A 23,365-nucleotide genomic window follows, 5' to 3' on the forward strand; every position below is an offset into this window, starting at 1 on the left:
ATAATAGTTCGGCGATCTGCGAAAGAACTTTAGCAATCCGTCTGATTTAAAGGAATTTTACAAACAAGTCACGCTAGAAGAGCGTTTCAAAAACTGTCGATCTCGTTCTGGGTTAGCACTCTGTAATCTCCAGCTGAGAGACACTCGTCCAGAGTCAGGGGGCCGATGGCTTGACGATGCAGTCCAACCACCCGATTACCCACGGCGGCAAACATCCTTTTGACCTGGTGATAGCGACCTTCGGTGATGGTCAGCGTCAACTGGGTTTCGCCCAACTGATGCAATTCCGCAGGACGGGTCGGCTTGTTCTCATTACGCAGTGAAACCCCTTGGCGAAGGGTTGCTGCCTGAGCTTCCTGCAACGGATACTTCAACGTCACCAGATAGGTTTTGCCGCAGCTTCTGCCCGGAGAAGTAATACGGTGTGACCACTGACCGTCATCAGTGACCAACACCAGTCCGGTGGCATCGATATCGAGTCGTCCCGCGATATGCAGCGTCTTCGGTCGGCTCAGACCCAACAGCTCAAGAATGGTTCGATGGCTGGGGTCCCGTGTGGCACAGACCACACCCGCCGGTTTGTTGACCATGTAGTAGCGGGGCATAGGTCTGTCCAGCAGTCGCTCATCCAAGTGGATCTGCGCACGGCTGTCGACCTGATGGGCCGGCTGGGCGATCGCCAAGCCATCGACACTCACCCGCCCGGCACGGATCATTTGGCGTGATTCCGAGCGACTCAGTTCAGTGACCTGACTGAGATACCGGTCCAGCCTCATAATGCTTTGTAGAGCTTACTCCCCTGCTTTTTGAACTCCACGGCTTTCTCTTCCATGCCTTGTTGCAACGCATCGCCGTCACTCATCCCGTGGGTCTTGGCATACTCCCGCACATCCTGGGTGATCTTCATGGAGCAGAAGTGGGGCCCGCACATGGAACAGAAATGGGCGACTTTGTGGGCCTGATGAGGCAGCGTCTCATCGTGGAACTCGATCGCCCGCTGGGGATCGAGACTGAGCGCGAACTGATCCTCCCAACGGAATTCGAAGCGCGCCTTGGACATGGCATTGTCCTGCAACTGGGCGCCAGGAAATCCTTTCGCCAGATCGGCGGCATGAGCGGCAACCTTATAGGTAATGATGCCTTCACGAACATCCTCTTTATTCGGCAGGCCAAGGTGCTCCTTGGGGGTTACATAACAGAGCATGGCCGTGCCGTACCAACCGATCTGCGCCGCGCCAATACCGGAACTGAAGTGGTCATAGCCCGGGGAGATATCGGTCACCAACGGGCCCAGGGTGTAGAAAGGCGCCTCGAAACAGTCCTCCAGCTCCTTCTCCATATTCTCTTTGATCATCTGCATCGGCACATGACCCGGCCCTTCGATCATCACCTGAACGTCGTGTTCCCAGGCCACCTTGGTCAATTCACCCAGGGTCTCCAACTCACTGAACTGGGCCGCATCGTTGGCATCCGCCAGCGATCCGGGACGTAAGCCGTCACCCAGAGAGAAGGCCACATCGTAGGCCTTCATGATCTCGCAGATCTCCTCGAAATGGGTGTAGAGGAAGTTCTCCTGATGGTGCGCCAGACACCACTTCGCAAGAATGGAGCCGCCACGGGAGACGATGCCGGTAACCCGCTCCGCCGTCAGAGGCACATAGCGCAACAGCACACCGGCATGGATGGTGAAATAGTCCACCCCCTGCTCGGCCTGTTCGATCAGGGTGTCGCGCATGATCTCCCAGCTGAGCTCCTCCGCCTTGCCATCGACCTTTTCCAGGGCCTGGTAGATGGGCACGGTACCGATCGGCATCGGCGCATTGCGCAGGATCCACTCCCGGGTCTCATGGATATTGTTGCCGGTCGAGAGATCCATCAGGGTATCGCCACCCCAGCGGGCGGACCAGGCCATCTTCTCCACCTCCTCACCGATCGAAGAGGTGATCGCACTGTTGCCGATGTTGGTGTTGATCTTGACCCTGAAATTCCGCCCGATGATCATCGGTTCCAATTCCGGATGGTTGATATTGGCTGGGATGATCGCCCGGCCGGCGGCCAGCTCGGAGCGAACAAACTCCGCGCTGATCTCATCGGGTATGTTGGCGCCAAAACCCTCACCGGCATGCTGGCGCAGCAGCTTGGCGTAGCGGGGATCCTCGCGCAGCTCCTGCAGACGGCAGTTTTCCCGGATCGCCACAAACTCCATCTCCGGGGTGATGATGCCCTGGCAGGCATAGTGCATCTGGGTCACATTAGCGCCTGCTTTGGCGCGACGTGGCGCACGGATATGTTCGAAGCGCAATTGGGCAAGCTCCGGATCGTTCTGACGGCTCTGGCCATATTCGGATGTTGGACCATCGAGCCGTTGCGTATCCGCCCGCGCCTCGATCCAGGGGGTACGCAGATCGGGCATCCCCTGCATCAAATCGATTGTTTGCTGAGGATCGGTAAACGGGCCAGAGGTATCATAGATCGGGATCGGCGGATTCTCTTCGGCGCCGAAGCTGGCCGAGGTGGCCTCCTGCTCGACCTCCCGCATAGGCACCCGGATATCCGGCGTCGAACCCTCCACATAGATCTTGCGTGAATTGTAAAAGGGACGGGTAACCTCCTCTGAAAGCGTGGCGGTCTTTTTGATGAAATCTTCTGGAATGGCGCTCATGGTGGAAACCTCGTTTTGGCAGAGAGCGCGAACACCCCAGTGGGCTTCACAGCTTCCCTCCGCCGGTATGATCCGGATCAGGTATTTAAGGGTCTATCTCAGCCCGTGAACACACCACAGGACACCCCTAGCCTTTGATTCGCAGGAGTATAACCTGAAACGGTCCGCTTCGCGCGACTGCACAAGCTGATTCAATCTGAGGATTGGAGTGGCTTCGGCCTGGCGATCGCTTCCCGCATAAAAAGAGAAAATCACCAAAAACCTTTCTGCACAACCACTTAGGCCTATTTAAATACTAATTTAAGGGATTATTGAGAATAACCCTGACCCATATAATTCAAGGATTTATTTCCATAAACCGTTGATTAGGCAGGGTCACCCACGCAACAAGCTACCCAGCTGGAAATCTTGCCCAAGCGGTTTAAAAAACGTAGGCTAATGCCTCTGCCAGACTAAACCATAAAAAAATTCAGGATATTTCGCATGATGGCAAGCCAGTTTGAAAAAGCCCGATTCAACATGGTGGAACAGCAGGTTCGCCCATGGGACGTGATCGATCCAAGAGTCTTGAGACTCATGGAGACTCTGCCGAGGGAGGCCTTTGTTCCGGACACCTACCAGGATCTCGCCTATGCGGATATCGAGATTCCCATCGGCCAGGGACAGAGCATGATGTTCCCACGAATCGAAGGCCGGCTGATGCAGGCACTCGACCTGCAACCCGAGGATAGAGTCCTGGAGGTAGGCACCGGTAGTGGCTACCTGACAGCCTGCCTGGCAAACCTGGCAAAAAAGGTGGTCAGTATCGATATCCATCCTGAGTTCACAGATGCCGCAACGGCCAAGCTTGAACAACAGGGTCTGCACAACGTGACATTGCTGAGAGGCGATGCACTGGCGAACCCAACCCAGGGAAGCCCATTCAATGCGATTGCGGTAACCGGATCCCTACCCACCAGCCAGCAGGCGGAGATATTTCGCCAACAGCTGGCCATAGGTGGACGGATGTTCGTCATCATTGGCCAGGCCCCGGTAATGACCTGCCAACTGATCACACGACACGATGAGAAGATATTCCAGGAAGAGAGCATTTTCGAAACCGAGGTCTCTCCACTGGAGAACGCACCGGCACCGGTTGAGTTCAATTTCTAGGCCACCGCTGTTGCGGCACTATCCTGGGCTTGCAGCAACACGATAAGGATAAAAAACGACTGATTGAAGTTTGCTTTCCGGGCCAGATATGACCCGGCACCATAGATAAAAATAGTAATTCAGCTGCAGATGGATGTACTGCAGTGACAACAACGCCGATTGGAATCGGCCATAGATTATTATGAAGAGCAGAGGGAGATCATGAGTATTAACAAAAGCACACTACCGCTGACCCACGCAGCAACCAGTCAATTATTGATCGTCAATGCCCAGGAGAGGCTGACCAAAGCGATGCCGGAACAGGACCTGCAAAAGATGGTCCCAAGCGTCATCCAATTGAGTAAGGCCGCCAGTCTACTGGACATTCCGATCACCCTGTCAGAGCACTATGGACAGGGCTTGGGCAATACCCTGTCAGAAATCACAGAACACCTGCCCCCCCACACCAAAGCCAAGGACAAGCTGACCTTCTCCTGTTGCACCGCACCGGGGTTTGAAGAAGAGTTGGCCGAACACGGTTCGCGAAAGCAGATCGTGATGGTCGGCCTGGAAGCCCACATCTGCATTCTGCAGACTGCCGCCGGGCTGCAACAATGGGGATATCAGGTATTTGTGGTGGAAGACGCCATCGCCTCCCGCAAAGCCATGCACCGGGAAAACTCACTCATGCGGATGCGTCGCGGCGGCATCAATATCACCAACATGGAGTCTGTCATCTTTGAGTGGATGGGCGATGCCAGCCACCCGAAATTCAAAGAGATTTCCCAGCTGATCCGCTGAAACAATCAACCCGGGTGATCTGCAAATTCAAAAGTCCAAGTGGTAGTTATTCCCACCCAACACTTTGGGAATAACTACCCTGGTCTCAAAATCCTCCGGAAAACTGCTCTCCCACCCGTAAACACACCATATTCAATCACCCAATCGGAGATGAGCATGCAAAAGACATGCGATATGAATAAAGCAAATTAAAGGGATTTAACTAAACGTCGATATATTCAATTGCAGTATTCCAGCCCTTCCAGGCTGACTCCCGCTCTGGAAAACGGATTTTGATCACTAGCCGGATATGAGCTTCAGCAGAGCAATCTAATTGCTTCTTTTATTACAAAACTCGCTGGGATCAGAATAATGTCATTCCTGAATAATCTCTCGATCAAATTACGTCTCTCACTCCTGGTTGGTATTTTACTGCTTAATACCATATTCATCGGCCTGCTTGGACTGCGTGGCATGCAGCAGGCTGACCATGCCATCGACGAGCTTTATAACGTTGAGATGGCCCATATGGTTGATCTCTCGACGGTGATTGAGAAGCTGGAAGACAGCCGGGCGCAGATACTGCTGGCGCTTCAGCACGATCCAGGCTCAGCCTTTGCTGCAATGCATGACCATAAACTGGATAAGCATATCCATCAGATCGAAGAGAACATCAAGATCATCGACAACCGCTGGGAGGAGTTCACCAAATCCCAACTGGACAGTGAGGAGCAGCGACTGGTCGAGATATTCAGCAAAGACCTCAAACATTTGGAACATGATGGATTGATTCCAGTCGACAAGTTGCTGGTGGATGGTCAATTCTATGAGGCTAACCAACTGTTGCTCACTCTCATCAATCCGGTACTGCAGAAGATCCAGGAGACCACCGCCGAGCTGTTGAAGATCCAAGAGAACAAGGCTGCCCATGCCTTCGAGGAGACCCACGCCGCCTATAAAAGCATGCTCTCCCTTGTGATCGGCAGCCTGGTGGTTGGGGCTCTGTTCGGTATCCTGCTGGCCTATCTGATCATCAGTGAAATCAGCAAAGGTGTCAGCCAGATTGAAAACACCGCCCATCAGCTCGCAGACGGCCAACTGCTCACCCGGGTCGACTACAACAGTAAGGACGAAATCGGTCATATCGCCTCGGCCTTCAATCGTATGGCGCAACAGTTTCACGATGCAATAAACCAGGTCAAAGACTCTGTGGTCCAACTCGCCTCGGCCGCAGAAGAGACTTCAGTGGTCACCCACCAGACCACCGCCGGTATCAATCAGCAATTGAACGAGACCAGCCAGGTAGCTACGGCAATGAATCAGATGAGCACCACGGTTCAGGAAGTGGCCAGAAATGCCGTCGATGCCGCTAACGCAGCCCGGGAAGCGGATACCACATTCATCGAGGGTAAGCGGGTCATCGATCAGGTCATCGAGGGGATCAACGGCCTGGCCAATGAAGTGGAGCAGGCTGCAGCGGTCATCCAGGAGCTTGAAACTGAGAGCCGCAATATCGGCTCGGTTCTGGATGTAATCAAAAGCATTGCGGAACAGACCAATCTGCTGGCCCTGAATGCCGCAATCGAGGCGGCCCGCGCCGGTGAGCAGGGTCGTGGATTCGCAGTGGTTGCCGATGAAGTTCGTACCCTGGCTGGACGTACCCAGGATTCGACCCAGGAGATCGAGGAGATGATCAGCAAACTTCAGGAGGGTACCGACAATGCGGTAAAGGTGATGGCGCGGGGCAATGAGATGACCCGATCCGGGGTTGAGCAGGCCGCCACAGCCGGCCAGGCTCTGGAGAAGATCAACACCGCCATGAGCGAAATTACCGAGATGAATACTCAGATCGCCAATGCAGCGGAAGAGCAGAGCTCGGTTACCGAAGAGATCAATCGCAGTATTGTCAGTATCAATGAAGTCTCGGAACAGTCCGCCACCGGGGCTCAACAGACCACACAGGCCAGTGCGGATGTAGCAAAACTGGCAGAACAACTGAAATCCCTTGTGGAGCGCTTCAAAGTCTAGCGCCAATCTGAAATCTGGCCGGTTCTACACCGGTCAGATTGCCACCCCCGGCAATCCCACCTAAAAACCCTTCCCAGATGGGCTGTAGCCACTAAACTCGGTTGACCACCCGCAGCCTCCGACAGGCCGCAATCAATGCGGCGCAATCCCGTAAAATCAGAAAAAAATAACAAAGTGTCGACATATTTGAATTTATTGTCTATAAAATAGGGACGATAAAGCTATTATTACTAAAATATGTCGACACATAATCGGCAACTAGCAACCAGAGGAACCAGAGAAATGTCCAAATATGCTGAGATCTACAACCACTCCTTGGATGACCCACAGGCCTTTTGGGGCGATGTTGCGCAGGGACTGCATTGGGACAAACCCTGGGATCAGGTCTTGGATGAATCCGCCCAACCCTCGCCACGCTGGTTCGTCGGCGGGCAGCTCAACACCTGCTTCAATGCTCTGGATCGACACATCGAGGCCGGTAACGGGGATCGCCTGGCGCTGATCTACGACAGCCCGGTAACCGACAGCAAACGAAGCTACACCTATACGGAACTGCGGGATGAGGTCGCCGGACTTGCCGGAGCGCTGACCGCCCAGGGCGTCACCAAAGGTGACCGGGTGATCGTCTACATGCCGATGATTCCTGAAGCGGCCATCTCGATGCTGGCCTGCGCCCGAATCGGCGCAATCCACTCGGTGGTTTTCGGCGGTTTCGCCGCAAAAGAGCTGGCAACCCGGATCGATGACTCAAAACCGAAGATGGTGCTCTCCGCCTCCTGTGGCATCGAACCGAGCCGGGTCGTGGCCTACAAGCCGCTGCTGGATGAGGCGATCGAACTCTCCACCCACAAACCCCAGAGCTGCATCATCAAACAGCGCCCCCAGCTGGCAGCAGAGATGATCGACGGCCGGGATCTGGACTGGGATCAGGCGATGAACGAATCAGCCGCAGCCGACTGTGTTCCGGTGGAGGCGACCGATCCCCTCTACATTCTTTATACATCCGGCACCACCGGCCAACCGAAAGGGGTGGTCAGGGACAATGGCGGCCATGCCGCGGCACTGCTCTGGTCGATGAAAAACATCTACAACGTGGAGCCGGGGGATGTCTATTGGGCCGCCTCCGATGTCGGCTGGGTGGTGGGCCACAGCTACATCGTCTACGGCCCGCTGCTGGCCGGCTGCACGACGGTGATCTATGAAGGCAAACCGGTCGGCACACCCGATCCAGGCGCCTTCTGGCGGGTGATCAGCGAATATCAGGTGAAAGTCCTGTTTACCGCCCCGACTGCCTTTCGCGCGATCAAGAAAGAGGATCCCCAGGGCGCCTACATGTCCAAGTATGACCTCAGTTGCATGGAGACCCTCTATCTGGCCGGTGAGCGCTGCGACCCCGACACCCTCCACTGGGCGGAGACGATGCTCGAAAAACCGGTCATCGACCATTGGTGGCAGACCGAGACCGGCTGGGCCATCGCGGCCAATCCAATGGGTATTGAGCCGATGCCGGTGAAGGCCGGTTCACCAACCGTCGCCATGGTTGGCTATGACGTTAGAATCCTCGACGAGCAGGGTAACGAAAAACCGCATGGCGAGATGGGTGACATCGTCATCAAACAGCCTCTGCCCCCCGCCTGCCTGCCCACCCTGTGGAACAACGAGACACGTTTTGTCGACTCCTATCTGCGCGCCTACTCCGGCTACTACCTGACCGGGGATGCAGGCTACAAGGACGAAGATGGCTATCTGTGGATCATGAGCCGTACCGACGATGTGATCAATGTCGCTGGCCACCGCCTCTCCACCGGTCAGATGGAAGAGGTCCTGGCTGGTCATGCAGATGTGGCCGAGTGTGCCGTGATCGGTGTTGCCGATGCCCTCAAGGGGCAGTTGCCACTGGGTCTGGTGGTGCTAAAAAGCGGTGTCGACCGTCCTGCCGAAGAGCTTGGTGCGGAGCTGGTCAAACTGGTGCGCAACCAGATCGGGCCGGTTGCCGCCTTCAAACACATCTCGATCGTCAAACGGCTGCCGAAGACCCGCTCCGGCAAGATCCTGCGCGGCACCATGGTGAAGATCGCCGATGGAACTGAATGGAACATGCCGGCCACCATCGACGACCCGGCCATTCTCGATGAAATATCCACCTCCCTGCAGCAAATGGGATACGGCAAATAGTCCGGGCGGGAACTGTGAAAGCGGAGCCTTTCCAGTTCCCAACAAGGAATTTAATGACTATTTTACACAAAAGTGTCGACACTTTTAGAAATTTAGGCTATAAAATAACCCATACATCACGGATAAAGACTAATTATGTCGACAGATCAGGATCCTGACATGCAAAACCAAACAACGGCAACTCCCCTTGGCACTGCCAATATCCCACTTACAGAGCGCCTCTTTGATGCTCTGCAGCGGGCTATCGTCGAGGGAGAGATTCCCCAGGGTAGCAAGATCAGTGAACCGGAACTGGCCCGTCAACACGGAGTGAGCCGAGGTTCCCTGCGGGAGGCGATGGCCCGCTTGGAGGCGCGCAAACTGGTCGAGCGAAAACCGAATCTGGGGGCCCGAGTGGTCACCCTCTCCTACGAGCAGCTGATCGAGATTTTTCAACTGCGTGAGGCGCTGGAGGGAATGGCGGCCAGACTGGCGGCGCAGAACATGTCCGAGATGGAGATCGAAGAGCTGCAAAGTCTGCTGAATCAGCATGGCGAGCAGATTGCCGAACAGCACGGCCAGGCCTACTTCCAGAAGCAGGGCGATCTCGATTTCCACTATCGCATAGTTCAGGGCAGCAAGAACAATCAGTTGATCGAACTGCTGTGCAACGACCTCTATCATCTGCTGCGCATGTACCGCTATCAGTTCGGCATGCGCAGCAAAAGATCCCAGCAGGCCTATGAGGAGCATCAGTACCTGATCAACGCCATCTCCGCACGGGATCCAGAGATGGCTGAACTGCTGATGCGACAGCACATCCGTTCCTCCCGCAGGAATGTGGAGGCGGTGTTTCTGGAGAAGCTATGAGAGCGAGCTTTGAGGTTTGAATCGATGTTTTTTGAGCCCCCTCTCCCTGGCCCTCTCCCTCAAGGGGAGAGGGGATTCATTAAACAGGTGCAGGCGTGAACTGGCAGTCTGATTACCACCCGACTAACTGTCATGGATGCATGCAATTGAGAATATCCCCTCGCGGAAGAGGGAATGCATCGAGCAAGATCAGGAGTGTGAGAGAGTCTGTCGACTGCCCAACAAGCAGTTATCGATGCTCTCAATTAAGAGCGTCCCCTCTGCCCTCGCGGAAGTGGGAATGCATCGAGCAAGATCAGGAGTGTGAGAGAGTCTGTCGACTGCCCAACAAGCAGTCATCGATGCTCTCAGTTAAGAGCACCCCCTCTGCCCTCGCGGAAGAGGGTATGCATCGAGCATGGTTAGGAGTGTGAGAGAGTCTGTCGACTGCCCAACAAGCAGATATCGATGCTCTCAATTAAGAGCATCCCCTCTGCCCTCGCGGAAGAGGGAGTGCATCGAGCAAGATTAGGAGTGTGAGAGAGTCTGTCGACTGCCCAACAAGCAGATATCGATGCTCTCAATTAAGAGCATCCCCTCTGCCCTCGCGGAAGTGGGAATGCATCGAGCAAGATCAGGAGTGTGAGAGAGTCTGTCGACTGCCCAACAAGCAGTTATCGATGCTCTCAATTAAGAACGCCCCCTCTCCCCTCGCGGGAGAGGGACAGGGAGAGGGGGGAATAAAACGGCCTGCGCAAAGCGCACACCAAAACTCATAACCGAGTCTAATTTTTTAGAGGAAATGAAATGACCGACAACCAAACCCCCGGCGCCCGCTTCCGGGCCGCCATCGAACAGGAGAAACCGCTGCAGTGTGTGGGCGCCATCAACGCCTACCACGCACGCCTCGCCGAGGCTTCCGGTTACCGCTCCCTCTACATCTCCGGTGGTGGTGTCGCAGCCGGATCCTGTGGCATTCCCGATCTGGGCATCACCACGCTGGAGGACGTACTGACCGACCTGCGACGCATCACCGACGTCACTGAACTGCCGGTGCTGGTGGATATCGACACCGGCTGGGGCGGCGCCTTCAATATCGCCCGCACCATCCGCAACATGAACAAATCCGGCGCCGCCGCGGTACATCTGGAGGATCAGGTTCAGCAGAAGCGCTGCGGCCACCGTCCCAACAAGGCGATCGTCTCGCAGACCGAAATGGTCGACCGCATCAAAGCCGCGGTGGATGCCAAACTGGATGACGACTTCGTGATCATGGCCCGCACCGACGCGCTGGCCGTGGAAGGCATGCAGTCTGCCATCGATCGGGCCTGCGCCTGTGTCGAAGCGGGCGCCGACATGATCTTTCCCGAGGCGATGACCGAGCTCGACCAATACCGGGAGTTTGTCAAAGCGGTGAAGGTGCCGGTACTGGCCAACATCACCGAATTCGGCTCCACGCCCCTGTTCACCGTAGATCAGCTTGCGAGTGCCGGCGTAAGCATTGCCCTCTACCCGCTGAGCGCCTTCCGCGCAGCTAACGCCGCCGCCCTGAACGTCTACCAGAGCTTACGCAAGAACGGCACCCAGCAGGGCGTGGTCGACACCATGCAGAGCCGCATGGATCTCTACGACTACCTGGGCTACCACGATTTCGAACAGAAACTGGACTCGCTGTTCGCTACTGAGGAGCGGGTTGAAAGTTGAAGAATTTTACCGCGAATGAACACCAATCACCGCAAAATGACGCAAATGAAATGACTTCGTTTTTAATTTCATTTGCCCTAATTGGCGGTGATTCGAGTCCATTTGTGGCTGAGACACAAAACAGTCAAACGACGCAGTACCAAATTACACACATCGCATCAGAGGAGGTTTCCCCATGAGCGACCCCAATCAAATCCTGCCCAAGGCGAAGAAGTCTGTCGCCCTCTCCGGTACCGCTGCCGGTAACACCGCGATCTGCACCGTCGGCCGCACCGGTAACGACCTGCACTACCGCGGCTACGACATCCTCGACTTTGCAGAGAAAGCGGAGTTCGAAGAGATTGCCTATCTGCTGATTCACGGCACCCTGCCCACCCCCTCGGAGCTGGCCGCCTACAAGACCAAGCTGAAGTCGATGCGCGGTCTGCCCCTGGCGGTAAAACAGGCGCTGGAGGCGATCCCCGCCTCGGCCCATCCGATGGATGTGATGCGTACCGCCTGTTCCGTGATGGGCAGCTGTGTGCCTGAGAAAGAGAGTCACCCCGCAGCCGAGGCGCGTCAGATCATCGACCGGTTGATGGCCAGCTTCGGCTCCGCCCTGCTCTACTGGTATCACTACGCCTTCAACGGCAAACGCATCGATGTGGAGACCGACGACGACTCCATCGGTGGTCACTTCCTCCATCTGCTGCACGGCGAGAAACCGTCAGAGTCCTGGGTGCGGGCAATGCACACCTCCCTGGTGCTCTATGCCGAGCATGAGTTCAACGCCTCCACCTTCACCGCACGGGTCGTGGCGGGCACCAACTCTGATATGTACTCCGCCATCACAGCGGCCATCGGCGCCCTGCGCGGCCCCAAACACGGCGGCGCCAACGAAGAGGCCTTCCGCATCCAGAGCCGCTACCACAGCGCCGATGAAGCGGAAGCGGATATCCGCGAGCGGGTCGGACGTAAGGAGATCGTGATCGGTTTCGGCCATCCGGTCTATACCGTGGGCGACCCACGCAACGAAGTGATCAAACGGGTCGCCAAGGATCTCTCGGAAGAGGCGGGCAACATGACCATGTTCAGTGTCGCCGATCGCCTGGAAGCGGTGATGTGGGAGATCAAGAAGATGTTCCCCAACCTGGACTGGTTCTCTGCGGTCTCCTACAACCAGATGGGTGTGCCCACCGACATGTTCACTCCGCTGTTTGTCATCTCCCGGGTCAGCGGCTGGGGCGCGCATGTGATCGAGCAGCGTGAAGACGGCAAAATCATCCGGCCTTCGGCCAACTACACCGGACCGGAAAACCGGGCCTGGGTGCCGATCGAAGAGCGAAGCTGATTTTCAGGTTTTGAGTTATGGGCGTGGTTTGCGGGGCCTTTTGATCCCCCTCTCCCTGTCCCTCTCCCGCGAGGGGAGAGGGGACGTTCTTAATAGAGAACATCCATAACTGTTTATCGGGTAGTGGAACAAACTGTCTGCTAACCCCTGCTCCTGCTCAATGCATCCCCTCTCCCCTCGCGGGAGAGGGCCAGGGAGAGGGGGGTCGCAAAGCGACAACAACACGACCAAGCCCCAGTAAAACTCATATCAGCCATCCAACTTGCCAATTCAGCGAACGAGAACGCCATGAATACCCAATTCAGAAAACGACTGCCCGAGACCGACCTGGACTACTTCGACACCCGCGAGGCAGTCGAGGCGATCCAACCCGGTGCCTACAGCAAACTCCCCTATACCTCCCGTGTGCTGGCGGAGCAGCTGGTGCGCCGCTGTGATCCCGAGCTGCTGACCGATGCCTTGAAACAGCTGATCGAACGCAAACGGGATCTGGATTTCCCCTGGTATCCGGCACGGGTGGTCTGTCACGACATCCTGGGGCAGACCGCGCTGGTCGACCTGGCGGGACTGCGCGATGCGATTGCCGACAAGGGTGGCGATCCGGCCAAGGTCAATCCGGTGGTGCCGACCCAGCTGATCGTCGACCACTCCCTGGCCGTGGAACATGCCGGCTTCGATCCGGAGGCGTTCGAGAAGAACCGGGCCATCGAAGACCGTCGCAACGAGGATCGCTTCCACTTCATCGAGTGGTGTAAGACCGCCTTCGACAATGTGGATGTCATACCCGCCGGCAACGGCATCATGCACCAGATCAATCTGGAGAAGATGTCGCCGGTGATCCAGGCCCGCGATGGTATCGCCTATCCGGACACCTGTGTCGGCACCGACAGCCATACCCCCCATGTGGATGCCCTCGGCGTGATCGCCATCGGCGTCGGTGGTCTTGAAGCGGAGAACGTGATGCTGGGGCGCGCCTCGATGATGCGGCTGCCGGAGATCGTCGGCGTCAAACTCACCGGCCAGAGACAACCCGGTATCACCGCCACCGACATCGTGCTGGCATTGACCGAATTTCTGCGTCAGCAGCGGGTGGTCTCCGCCTATCTGGAGTTCTTCGGCGAAGGAGCCGAGAGCCTGACCATCGGTGACCGGGCCACCATCTCCAACATGACCCCGGAGTTCGGCGCCTCGGCCGGACTCTTCTACATCGATCAACAGACCATCGACTACCTGAAACTGACCGGCCGGGAGCCTGAGCAGGTCGCCCTGGTCGAGAACTATGCCAAGCAGACCGGCCTGTGGGCGGACGACCTGGCGGCTGCGGAGTATGAGCGGCTGCTCGAGTTCGACCTCTCCAGTGTGGAGCGCAACATGGCTGGCCCCTCCAACCCCCACCGCAGACTGCCCACCTCCGCCCTGGCGGAGCGGGGTATCGCCGGCGCCTGGGAAGAGAAGCCGGGTGAGATGCCCGACGGGGCGGTGATCATCGCTGCCATCACCAGCTGCACCAACACATCCAATCCCCGCAACGTGGTGGCCGCCGGCCTGCTGGCGCGCAAGGCCAACCAGCTGGGACTGATCCGCAAACCCTGGGTCAAATCCTCTTTTGCCCCCGGCTCCAAGGTAGCCAAACTCTATCTGCAGGAGGCGGGCCTGCTGGGCGAACTTGAGCAGCTCGGTTTCGGCATCGTCGCCTATGCCTGCACCACCTGTAACGGCATGAGCGGCGCTCTGGATCCAAAGATCCAGCAGGAGATCATCGAGCGGGATCTCTACGCCACCGCCGTGCTCTCGGGCAATCGCAATTTCGACGGCCGCATCCACCCCTATGCCAAGCAGGCGTTTCTCGCCTCGCCGCCGCTGGTGGTGGCCTATGCCATCGCCGGTACGGTTCGCTTCGATATCGAACAGGATCCTCTCGGCCATGACCAGGAAGGAAACCCGATCACCCTCAACGATGTCTGGCCCAGCGACGAGGAGATCGACGCCATCGTCAAGCAGTCGGTGAAGCCGGAGCAGTTCCAGCAGATCTACCAGCCCATGTTCGACCTGGGTGAGCGGGTGGCGGCAGAGAGCCCACTCTACGACTGGCGTGGAAAAAGCACCTACATCCGTCGTCCACCTTACTGGGAAGGCGCACTGGCCGGTGAGCGCAGCCTGCAGGGGATGCGTCCCCTGGCGGTTCTCGGTGACAACATCACCACCGATCACCTCTCCCCCTCCAACGCCATCCTCGCCAGCAGCGCTGCCGGTGAGTACCTGGCGAAGATGGGCCTGCCGGAGGAGGACTTCAACTCCTACGCTACCCACCGGGGGGACCATCTAACGGCCCAGCGGGCCACTTTTGCCAATCCCAAGCTGCTCAACGAAATGTGCCGGGATCAGGCAGGTGAGATCATTCAGGGCTCCCTGGCCAGACTGGAACCGGAAGGTGAGCAGATGCGCATGTGGGAAGCGATCGAGACCTATATGCAGCGCAATCAGCCGCTGATCATCGTGGCCGGTGCGGACTACGGACAGGGCTCCTCCCGGGACTGGGCCGCCAAGGGTGTGCGCCTGGCCGGGGTTGAAGCAATTCTGGCCGAGGGCTTTGAACGCATCCACCGCACCAATCTGGTAGGCATGGGTGTACTGCCGCTGGAGTTCATGCCCGGAGAGAACCGGCAGAGCTACGACATCGACGGCACCGAGACCTTCGACGTGATCGGCCAACCCACCCCCAGAGCGGAGCTGACGGTGGTGATGCACCGTCGCAACGGGGAGTCGGTGGAGATCCCGGTTACCTGCCGACTCGATACCGCGGAAGAGGTCTCTGTGTATGGTGCCGGTGGTGTTCTTCAGCGATTTGCCAATGACTTTTTGGAGGCTGAAGCGGGTTGATGACACCATCCGCCTCTCTAGCGGGGTTCACCCCCTCTCCCCCGGCCCCTCTCCCACGAGGGGAGAGGGGAGCTTTTGCATCAAGGAGGATGCTTATGAACAAACGGATTTTTGCAAAACGATTGCGTCAGAACATGACCGACGCGGAGAGAGTGTTATGGAAGCAATTAAGGGCCCATCGGCTGTCAGGTCAGAAGTTTCGACGACAACAGCCCATAGGACCTTATATCGTGGATTTCATCCACTTTGGTGAAAAGCTGATCATCGAGTGCGATGGCGGTCAGCACAATGAAAACAGAGCTGATCGCAAACGGGATGCCTGGCTCAATCAACAAGGCTTCAAAGTTCTGCGCTTCTGGAACCACGACATCCTCAACAACACCGAATCTGTCCTGACTGAAATCCTAGCCCTCTTACCCCCCTCTCCCCTCGCGGGAGAGGGGTCGGGGGAGAGGGGGAATCAAAAGGAACAGGAGTAACGCCCCATGCCATTTACCGAATCAATCCCCGCCAAAGGCAGCATGAACGAAACCAACAGAGGTGTTCATCCAAAGATGACCAACCCATCAAACAAGGTCACTACAGCCTAAACAAAACAGATTCAATCCTGACTGCCACCCCACCCTTTTACCCCCCTCTCCCCTCGCGGGAGAGGGGCCGGGGGAGAGGGGGAATCAACAGGAAAAGGAGTAACACCCATGCCATATACCGAATTAATCCCCGTCAAAGGCAATGCTGACGAAAACAACAGAGGCGTTCATCCAAAGATGACTAATCGATCAAACAAGGTCACTACAGCCTAAACAAAACAGATTCATTCCTGACTGGCACCCACCCTCTTACCCCCCTCTCCCCTCGCGGGAGAGGGGCCGGGGGAGAGGGGGGGAATCAGCGGGAATAAGGAGCAAAAACCCCATGCCCCACAAACCCCAAATCAAAATCCCCGCCACCTACATGCGCGGCGGCACCAGCAAAGGCGTCTTCTTCAACCTGACCGACCTGCCCGAAGCCGCCCAGCAACCGGGTGAAGCCCGCGACCAGCTGCTGCTCAGAGTAATCGGCAGCCCGGACCCCTACGGCAAACAGACCGACGGCATGGGTGGCGCCACCTCCAGCACCAGCAAAACGGTGATCCTGGCGAAAAGCGATCAGCCGGATCACGATGTGGACTATCTGTTCGGCCAGGTCGCCATCGACAAGGCCTTCGTCGACTGGAGCGGCAACTGCGGCAACCTCACCGCCGCCGTAGGCTCCTTCGCCATCGCCAGCGGCCTGGTGGCCCCTGAGCGAGTCCCTGACAACGGCATCGCCGTGGTACGCATCTGGCAAAAGAACATCCAAAAGACCATCATCGCCCATGTTCCGATCACCAATGGCGAGGTCCAGGAGACCGGCGACTTCGAACTCGACGGGGTCACCTTCCCTGCGGCTGAAGTGAAGATCGAGTTCATGAGCCCGGTGGATCCTTCGGAAGCGATGTTTCCCACCGGTAACCTGGTGGACGATCTGGAAGTACCCGGCATCGGCACCTTCAAAGCCACCATGATCAACGCCGGCATCCCCACCATCTTTCTCAATGCGGATGAGATCGGCTATACCGGTATGGAACTTCAGGAAGCGATCAACGGCGACCCGGCAGCACTGGAGCGCTTCGAGACCATCCGCGCCCATGGGGCAATCCGCATGGGGCTGATCAATGATGTGGCAGAGGCAGCAGCCCGGCAACACACACCGAAAGTCGCTTTCGTTGCACCGGCTGCCGGCTATACCGCTTCAAGCGGGAAAGCGATTGCAGCCGAAGAGATCGATCTGAATGTACGAGCCCTGTCGATGGGTAAGCTCCACCATGCCATGATGGGCACCGCCGCCGTGGCGATCGGAACTGCCGCAGCCATCCCAGGCACCCTGGTCAACCTGGCTGCCGGTGGCGGAGACCGGGAGTCAGTTACCTTCGGACATCCCTCAGGCACCCTGAAAGTGGGCGCTGCCGCAACCCAACAGCAGGGTAACTGGGTTGTGGAGAAGGTGGTGATGAGCCGAAGTGCCCGCATCCTGATGGAGGGCTGGGTCAGAATACCCGGTTAGGTTATCGACCAGTCCGGCGAATAAGCATTCTATTCTAGTAGCTGCTCACACACCGCCTTATCAAAAGGCGGTGTCTCCCTGAAAACCTCTCGACAGGACAATCGGAAGCCCCCCCAACAAGTATCAACCTGCAGCAATATAACCACATCTTTTGAACTGAAATGTTGGACACACTATACTTTTGAAATCCTTAGCGATTCGCCAATACCACTGAGAGCGTGGAGTTGGCGAGCCGGTATGCCAGGGTATGGCGAGATACGCAGTAACCACCGGCGGTTGAAACCCATACCGATAACAATCAAGGCATACTCAGACGCGTACCATGACGAGGCGACCCAATTATCCGCTGATCAGAGATTCGAGGCTCGATCCTGCCCACCTATTGTCCTGCTGTACCCGCACAATTTCCCGTTCAACATCACCTCTCAATCGATGGTTGGTTTTATTCATGTTGATGCTGATCAGCCTGAACCTATCGCCGGCACAAGCTCACGGCCTGGCCTCCGTACGGGAAATCGCCATCTTTCCCTATCTTTCACCGCAAAAGCTGGTACAGCTCTATGCGCCCCTGTCGAAAGCCCTGACAACTCAGCTGGGTCATCCGGTGCGGGTAGTCAGTGCACCGGACTACACCAGCTTCATGGAGCGGCTGCGACAGGGAGAGTACACACTGGTGATCAATGCCGCGCATATGGCCCGAGTCGCACAACTCGACTACGGCTATCTGCCGCTTTTACGCCCACAAACCGATCTTGAGGCGGTACTGCTGGTTTCATCGCAAGCCCCTTATACTGAGATCTCCCAACTGCGTGGCGCCACGGCGGGTGTACCGTCACGCACGGCCCTGATAACACAAATGGCCTCACAGATGTTCCAGGAGTCGGGACTTGAACCAGGTATTGATATCAAGCTGATCCACCATCCAACCCACAGCTCTGCCGCCATGGATGTCATTCAGGGCAACACCCAGGCTGCCGTGATCTCTTCCAGAGCACTGGATCAGTTGCAGGACAGACTGGCTGGCAAACTGCGTAAACTGACCGGCTCAAGTCAAATATCCGGTACCCTGCCCGGGCGTACTGCACCGATCATCTATCAGGTGAGTCCGGAGCTGGACAACACTTCAAGCGCCAGACTGGCGGAGATCATCCTCGACTTTGCCAACAACAGTGAGGCTGGGCGGAAGTTCATCGATCAGTTCGGCTACCAGGGCTTACGACCAACAAACCATGACGACATGCAGTCACTGGACCCTTTTCTTCCCGCACTGCGCCGACAGCAGGGTGAGGTCAGACATTGAAACTCTCAAGCCTGCCCTTCACCCTGAAAATAAGCGGCCTGCTGTTGCTATTGGAACTGAGCCTGATCAGCAGCATTCTCTATATCGGTATCGCCACCCACGAGCGCCATCTGAATAACGACCTGAAAAGGGACAAAGAGCTGATCAGCTCCCTGCTCGAAACCTCTCTGGGGCCAACCCTGGTAACCCGTGACCTGGCCCAGGCACAGCTCTTTCTCGAACAGATGCAGAAAGAACAGAAACTCCTCTATCTGCTCCTGGAAGATGAGCAGGGACGAAACATCGCCAGCGTCAGTATCAATTCAGAAAAACCCTTACCGACGATAGACACGCTGCCGGATCTCTGGCTCGACGATGGCGTCTACGATTTTGCCTCATCGATCTATCTCTCCGATGTCATCTACGGCAGAATCCGGGTCGGCATCAACCTCTCTTCCTATCAGGAGCTGATGGTCAAGTGGCTGAACCGTTCACTGCTGGCCGCCTCACTGATCATTCTCATCAGTCTCGGCTCCTTCATGTGGTTCGGCCACTATTTCAGTCGCCCGCTCAACCAGCTGACCAGGGCCAGTAAACAGCTGGCCAACGGTAACCTGGAGAGCCGGGTTAACCTGAAAAGCCAGGATGAGCTGGGGCAGCTGACCATGGCATTCAATAGCATGGCGGACCGACTGGCGCAGCAGGTCAACGAACTGAAGACGAGCGAACAGGCGCTTGATCAGGAGCGTACCTTTCTGCAGCGGATCATCGACGGAGTCAACGATCCAATCCTGGTAGTGGATCTCGATCTGCAGGTATTGCTGGAGAATCGCGCCTCACAGGAGAAATATGGGCAGCGCCTCAACAGCCGCTACTGTTACAACCTGATCCACGACCTGGATAAGCCCTGCAGTAATCAGGAAGTCACCTGCCCGGTAGAATTGGTGAAGAAAACCCTGAAGCCCCAACTGCTGATCCATAACCTTGCCGATAGCAGCGGCAATCAGCGTACCATCGAAATACTCGGCTCTCCCATGCTGGATGCCAACGGTGAGCTGACCGGTGTGATCGAGAGCCATCGTGACATCACCGACCGGCAGACCCTGGAACTCAAACTCTTGGAAAAAAATGCCACCATTCAGCATCTGGTCAACCACGACCAACTGACCGGCCTGGCCAACCGGATACTGTTCAACGACCGCTTGGAACAATCCCTGAAAATTCTCGAGCACAGTGGCGGTATGATCGGTGTCTTGATGCTCGACATCGACCGCTTCAAGACGTTTAACGAAAGTCTTGGTCAATCCCAGGGCGACCGGTTACTGATCCAGATTGCGGAGAGACTGAAAAGCGCTACCCGCAGCAACGATTCGGTGGCGCGGGTCGGCAGCGACGAGTTTGCCATCCTACTTGACCCCTTCAAGCAGTTGGAAGGCATATTAAACGCCATCAACAAGCTCAATGCGTTGATTGGCAAACCGATCATGTTCAATGACCAGGAGTATGTCTTCAGCGCCAGTATCGGAGTTGCCGTCGCACCGGTGGACAGCCGCCAGACACTGGAGCTGACCAACTGCGCCGAAATAGCCCTGCATCGGGCGAAAGAGCATAAAGCGGGAGGCTACATACAGTTCTATACCCCTGAACTGAACCAGCAGATCCACGAACAGCTCGATATGGAAATCCTGCTGCGTAAAGCGGTGACCCGGAATGAATTACGCCTGCACTACCAACCGGTGGTCGATCTGGCGAATGGTGATCTGCTGGGTTTTGAGGCGCTGGTGCGCTGGCAACATCCAAAAAAAGGACTCCTGAGCCCGGACCGGTTCATCCCCTTTGCCGAGCGTACCGGTCATATCTTTGAAATTGGTCAGTGGGTACTCCTGGAGTCCTGCCGTCAACTCAAGCAGTGGGAGAGTGCCGGTGCAAACCGGTTGCAGATATCGGTCAATCTGTCGGCCCAACAGTTCCTAGACAACAGCTTTGTGGAGAAGGTAGAACAGGTTCTTCAGGTGACCCACATAGAGCCGGCCAAGCTGGAACTCGAAATCACCGAAAGCATGATCATGGGGGATGTGGATACCGCTATCCAGATCATGCAGAAGCTCAGCACCCTCGGGGTCAGACTGGCAATCGACGACTTCGGCACTGGCTACTCATCCCTGAGCTATCTGAAGCGTTTCCCCATCTCCACCCTGAAGATCGATCGCTCCTTCATCCAGGACATCGCCCAGGACCCCAATGACGCCATCATCTCCGCGTCGATCGTCTCCCTGGCCCACCACATGGATCTAAGGGTGATTGCCGAGGGGGTGGAAAACGAGACTCAGGCCAATATCCTACGAGACTACCAATGCGATCAGGCACAAGGTTATCTCTATGCACCACCAATGCCACCGGGCGAGGCTCTCGCCTTCATCCTCGGCGATACTCAGCCTGGAGCCTTGATGAGTTGAGCCAGCCTCAACTGACCGCATCGCCACAATTCCACAAGCACCATTCTTACTTCAACCCGCATCGAACACTATTTTCCATTGATGAGCATCTGTTCATTATTCAGCCACCACTGGCGTAAGCGACGAAATAAGTTGATCTGTTGCTCTCTAAATATGCTGTAGGTCCTTCGTACAATAGAACCCATCAAACTTAAACCCTAAGGAGACAAAATTGTTTTTGCTCGTTTAGCAAGTGTATTCTTATCATTAATATATGAATGTACAACTACATTTGCAGATATCAGCATTAACAGAACGCACATTGAAAGGCGCTTAACCACTACTATTGTTCTGAATTAACTCAATCACTGAGCTGCCCATTCGATTACTCATTCCCCGCTATCACAGTCACAGACTATTTCGTACCACCAAACTCTTAAACTTAACCGATGCTAGATAACCAATTCCTGAATGCAACGATAAGACGTGCAAATGTCATAACTACAAATCTTTAGACATTCTAATGAACACTGTTGGGAGAAATCGTGAATTTGGCCATGCCGAAGACGCGACCATTCCAAACCGCTTGTACAATCTCCTTGCACCATCATTTTTTGCTGAAACATCCAAACTCAGCCTGTTTGAGCCGCTTGCTTTGGCCCGATTCTCAATGTCCTTCATGAGAAGTGAGCCAATTCCTGCTCCTCTGAATTCCGGTTCGATAGCGAGCCCCTGTACGTAGAAATCACCCTCAGGGATAGTCTCAAGAATACGCCATATTGGCGCAAAAAGGATCCGCATAAGTTTCAGTCGAATAACGTTTCTTTTTGCAGCACTTTGTAGTGGCTCTTCAGAAAACATACGCTGTTGTTTTTCAGTAAATGATGAACTCATACCGACTATTTTTGTATCAACTTCGGCAAAAATCACATGCTCATAGGAGAGTGAATGCCCTCCATCAATGTATGCTGTAGCGATAATGCTTTCTGATTCTCGGCCCAGCATAATTCGGAAAAACCCTTCTGCAGCCTGATCGAGGTAATGAGCGAATTGCAAACCCTCTTCAAATTCCGGTTTCGCCGGCCTAAGTAATATTGTTTTTTCTTTTATATCCATCTTCAATGCGATTTGATGAACTGGTTATTTGCTGCCAAACGTTGGGGTAAGAGGCACGGAGCAGCATAGCTGCGGAGAGTCCTAGCGAGTGCAACGAGCGGCTTGACCCCCTTGTTATGCCTGACTATAGTACCAAATATTGGTATCAACCTTAGGCTAAGCAGATGAGCAAGAACACGAGCATTACCCTTAATGAACACTTTAACTCTTTTATTGATAACCAATTGAAAAACGGAAGATTTTCTTCTACCAGTGAGGTTGTGCGTGCAGGTTTGAGGTTGCTTGAGGAAGAGGAGACAAAACTTGTTGCACTTCGAAAAATGCTGGATGAAGGCGAATCTAGCGATTTTGTAGAGTATTCCCTCGACGGGCTGATTTCTGAACTTGATGACGATTCTCATTGATGCCCACCTTCAAGCTTAAAGCCAGAGCGAAAGATGATTTGAAGGCGATTGCCGTTTTTACCCAAAAGCGATGGGGTAGAAATCAGCGCAACAAATACTTGCATCAATTTGACGATTCCTTTCATCAGTTGGCAGACAACCCAAACCTCGGAAGTGCTTGTGACTATATAAGACCTGGATATAGAAAATTCCCAGTGATCAGCCACGTAATCTATTACAGGATCTCTGGTACCGAATGCGTAGAGATAATTCGAATTCTTCATAAACACATGGATGTCTCTTCCAAGCTCTTTGAGGCATAACGCCCTTGTTCAGTGGACCCAAACGGAGCGAGGCGTTTGCGCGACAATGCCGTAGGCATGCGCAAAAAGCCGCGTGGAGTTTGGGGTCCGCTGGAACTACTTGTATGGTTGAATTTGAGTACTGATAGCCGATCCCTGCCTCTAAATGGAGAGTTGATAAAATGAAGCCCGTAACTTGTAGCAGCAAGTTACCGGTTCAGTAGCCCGATGATGCACAGGTCTATAA

At 55.5% G+C, this 23,365-nt stretch carries 17 protein-coding genes and 1 riboswitch; of the genes, 14 read left to right on the plus strand and 3 right to left on the minus strand.

All coding sequences use genetic code 11. The annotated features are described in order from the left end of the window. Nucleotides 1–86: 86 nt before the first annotated feature. On the minus strand, nt 87–776 hold the full coding sequence (gene rsuA / locus AC4IE8_RS15170) for a 16S rRNA pseudouridine(516) synthase RsuA (RefSeq protein WP_068987356.1): 690 nt from the start codon (nt 774–776) through the stop codon (nt 87–89). Beyond that, on the minus strand, nt 773–2,662 hold the full coding sequence (gene thiC, locus AC4IE8_RS15175) for a phosphomethylpyrimidine synthase ThiC (protein WP_490791381.1): 1,890 nt from the start codon (nt 2,660–2,662) through the stop codon (nt 773–775). Before thiC ends, rsuA begins: the two co-directional genes overlap by 4 nt. A gap of 37 nt (nt 2,663–2,699) precedes the next feature. After that, nucleotides 2,700–2,801: riboswitch (TPP riboswitch) on the minus strand. A gap of 344 nt (nt 2,802–3,145) precedes the next feature. Here thiC and AC4IE8_RS15180 point away from each other — a divergent pair. From AC4IE8_RS15180 to AC4IE8_RS15235, 12 genes are all read left to right on the plus strand, one after another. Then, nucleotides 3,146–3,814 carry a protein-L-isoaspartate O-methyltransferase family protein gene (locus AC4IE8_RS15180; protein WP_490791382.1) on the plus strand — a complete coding sequence of 223 codons (669 nt, stop codon included), beginning with the start codon at nt 3,146–3,148 and terminating at the stop codon, nt 3,812–3,814. Between the two features lie 201 nt (nt 3,815–4,015). After that, complete coding sequence (locus tag AC4IE8_RS15185; protein ID WP_068987353.1) at nt 4,016–4,594, plus strand: isochorismatase family protein; 579 nt, start codon at nt 4,016–4,018, stop codon at nt 4,592–4,594. Nucleotides 4,595–4,945: 351 nt separating this feature from the next. Further along, nucleotides 4,946–6,601, plus strand: a complete 1,656-nt coding sequence (locus AC4IE8_RS15190) for a HAMP domain-containing methyl-accepting chemotaxis protein (protein WP_490791383.1) — start codon at nt 4,946–4,948, stop codon at nt 6,599–6,601. 282 nt (nt 6,602–6,883) lie between these two features. Continuing rightward, nucleotides 6,884–8,776 carry a propionyl-CoA synthetase gene (locus AC4IE8_RS15195; protein WP_068987351.1) on the plus strand — a complete coding sequence of 631 codons (1,893 nt, stop codon included), beginning with the start codon at nt 6,884–6,886 and terminating at the stop codon, nt 8,774–8,776. A gap of 159 nt (nt 8,777–8,935) precedes the next feature. Then, nucleotides 8,936–9,625 carry a GntR family transcriptional regulator gene (locus AC4IE8_RS15200; RefSeq protein ID WP_490791384.1) on the plus strand — a complete coding sequence of 230 codons (690 nt, stop codon included), beginning with the start codon at nt 8,936–8,938 and terminating at the stop codon, nt 9,623–9,625. Between the two features lie 786 nt (nt 9,626–10,411). Next, nucleotides 10,412–11,308, plus strand: coding sequence for a methylisocitrate lyase (gene prpB / locus AC4IE8_RS15205; RefSeq protein ID WP_490791385.1), 897 nt, complete (start codon nt 10,412–10,414; stop codon nt 11,306–11,308). 175 nt (nt 11,309–11,483) lie between these two features. Next, a complete protein-coding gene (prpC, locus tag AC4IE8_RS15210) occupies nt 11,484–12,638 on the plus strand; it encodes a bifunctional 2-methylcitrate synthase/citrate synthase (protein ID WP_490791386.1) in 1,155 nt (384 codons plus the stop codon). 288 nt (nt 12,639–12,926) lie between these two features. Next, nucleotides 12,927–15,518, plus strand: coding sequence for a Fe/S-dependent 2-methylisocitrate dehydratase AcnD (gene acnD, locus AC4IE8_RS15215; protein ID WP_490791387.1), 2,592 nt, complete (start codon nt 12,927–12,929; stop codon nt 15,516–15,518). Between the two features lie 95 nt (nt 15,519–15,613). Further along, nucleotides 15,614–15,997 (plus strand): endonuclease domain-containing protein, encoded by a 384-nt coding sequence (locus AC4IE8_RS15220; RefSeq protein ID WP_490791388.1) that lies wholly within the window; start codon nt 15,614–15,616, stop codon nt 15,995–15,997. 436 nt (nt 15,998–16,433) lie between these two features. Continuing rightward, entirely contained in the window at nt 16,434–17,603 is a 1,170-nt protein-coding gene (gene prpF / locus AC4IE8_RS15225; RefSeq protein WP_490791389.1) for a 2-methylaconitate cis-trans isomerase PrpF, read from the plus strand. Between the two features lie 448 nt (nt 17,604–18,051). Further along, on the plus strand, nt 18,052–18,903 hold the full coding sequence (locus tag AC4IE8_RS15230; protein WP_490791390.1) for a phosphate/phosphite/phosphonate ABC transporter substrate-binding protein: 852 nt from the start codon (nt 18,052–18,054) through the stop codon (nt 18,901–18,903). Next, nucleotides 18,900–21,338, plus strand: a complete 2,439-nt coding sequence (locus AC4IE8_RS15235; RefSeq protein ID WP_490791391.1) for a putative bifunctional diguanylate cyclase/phosphodiesterase — start codon at nt 18,900–18,902, stop codon at nt 21,336–21,338. Before AC4IE8_RS15230 ends, AC4IE8_RS15235 begins: the two co-directional genes overlap by 4 nt. A 480-nt stretch (nt 21,339–21,818) precedes the next feature. Here the strand turns inward: AC4IE8_RS15235 and AC4IE8_RS15240 are convergent, their stop codons facing one another. Further along, nucleotides 21,819–22,433 (minus strand): GNAT family N-acetyltransferase, encoded by a 615-nt coding sequence (locus tag AC4IE8_RS15240; protein ID WP_490791392.1) that lies wholly within the window; start codon nt 22,431–22,433, stop codon nt 21,819–21,821. 164 nt (nt 22,434–22,597) lie between these two features. Here AC4IE8_RS15240 and AC4IE8_RS15245 point away from each other — a divergent pair, with 164 nt between their 5' ends. Continuing rightward, nucleotides 22,598–22,837, plus strand: a complete 240-nt coding sequence (locus AC4IE8_RS15245) for a type II toxin-antitoxin system ParD family antitoxin (protein ID WP_071891702.1) — start codon at nt 22,598–22,600, stop codon at nt 22,835–22,837. After that, the gene (locus AC4IE8_RS15250; protein ID WP_069002970.1) at nt 22,837–23,139 is read left to right on the plus strand and encodes a type II toxin-antitoxin system RelE/ParE family toxin; all 303 of its coding nucleotides are present in this window, start codon (nt 22,837–22,839) and stop codon (nt 23,137–23,139) included. The genes AC4IE8_RS15245 and AC4IE8_RS15250 overlap by 1 nt, the downstream gene beginning before the upstream one ends. The last annotated feature ends 226 nt before the right edge of the window (nt 23,140–23,365 follow it).

The organism is Candidatus Thiodiazotropha sp. AKAK2 (assembly GCF_058244685.1).

What these genes read in the sequence shown, in the direction of transcription:
- prpC (WP_490791386.1), top strand. Translation starts at nt 11,484, where the DNA reads ATGAGCGACCCCAATCAAATCCTGCCCAAGGCGAAGAAGTCTGTCGCC.
- AC4IE8_RS15190 (WP_490791383.1), top strand. Translation starts at nt 4,946, where the DNA reads ATGTCATTCCTGAATAATCTCTCGATCAAATTACGTCTCTCACTCCTG.
- AC4IE8_RS15185 (WP_068987353.1), top strand. Translation starts at nt 4,016, where the DNA reads ATGAGTATTAACAAAAGCACACTACCGCTGACCCACGCAGCAACCAGT.
- AC4IE8_RS15245 (WP_071891702.1), top strand. Translation starts at nt 22,598, where the DNA reads ATGAGCAAGAACACGAGCATTACCCTTAATGAACACTTTAACTCTTTT.
- AC4IE8_RS15180 (WP_490791382.1), top strand. Translation starts at nt 3,146, where the DNA reads ATGATGGCAAGCCAGTTTGAAAAAGCCCGATTCAACATGGTGGAACAG.
- thiC (WP_490791381.1), bottom strand. Translation starts at nt 2,662, where the DNA reads ATGAGCGCCATTCCAGAAGATTTCATCAAAAAGACCGCCACGCTTTCA.
- prpB (WP_490791385.1), top strand. Translation starts at nt 10,412, where the DNA reads ATGACCGACAACCAAACCCCCGGCGCCCGCTTCCGGGCCGCCATCGAA.
- AC4IE8_RS15200 (WP_490791384.1), top strand. Translation starts at nt 8,936, where the DNA reads ATGCAAAACCAAACAACGGCAACTCCCCTTGGCACTGCCAATATCCCA.
- AC4IE8_RS15250 (WP_069002970.1), top strand. Translation starts at nt 22,837, where the DNA reads ATGCCCACCTTCAAGCTTAAAGCCAGAGCGAAAGATGATTTGAAGGCG.
- AC4IE8_RS15220 (WP_490791388.1), top strand. Translation starts at nt 15,614, where the DNA reads ATGAACAAACGGATTTTTGCAAAACGATTGCGTCAGAACATGACCGAC.
- prpF (WP_490791389.1), top strand. Translation starts at nt 16,434, where the DNA reads ATGCCCCACAAACCCCAAATCAAAATCCCCGCCACCTACATGCGCGGC.
- rsuA (WP_068987356.1), bottom strand. Translation starts at nt 776, where the DNA reads ATGAGGCTGGACCGGTATCTCAGTCAGGTCACTGAACTGAGTCGCTCG.
- AC4IE8_RS15240 (WP_490791392.1), bottom strand. Translation starts at nt 22,433, where the DNA reads ATGGATATAAAAGAAAAAACAATATTACTTAGGCCGGCGAAACCGGAA.
- AC4IE8_RS15195 (WP_068987351.1), top strand. Translation starts at nt 6,884, where the DNA reads ATGTCCAAATATGCTGAGATCTACAACCACTCCTTGGATGACCCACAG.
- acnD (WP_490791387.1), top strand. Translation starts at nt 12,927, where the DNA reads ATGAATACCCAATTCAGAAAACGACTGCCCGAGACCGACCTGGACTAC.
- AC4IE8_RS15230 (WP_490791390.1), top strand. Translation starts at nt 18,052, where the DNA reads ATGTTGATGCTGATCAGCCTGAACCTATCGCCGGCACAAGCTCACGGC.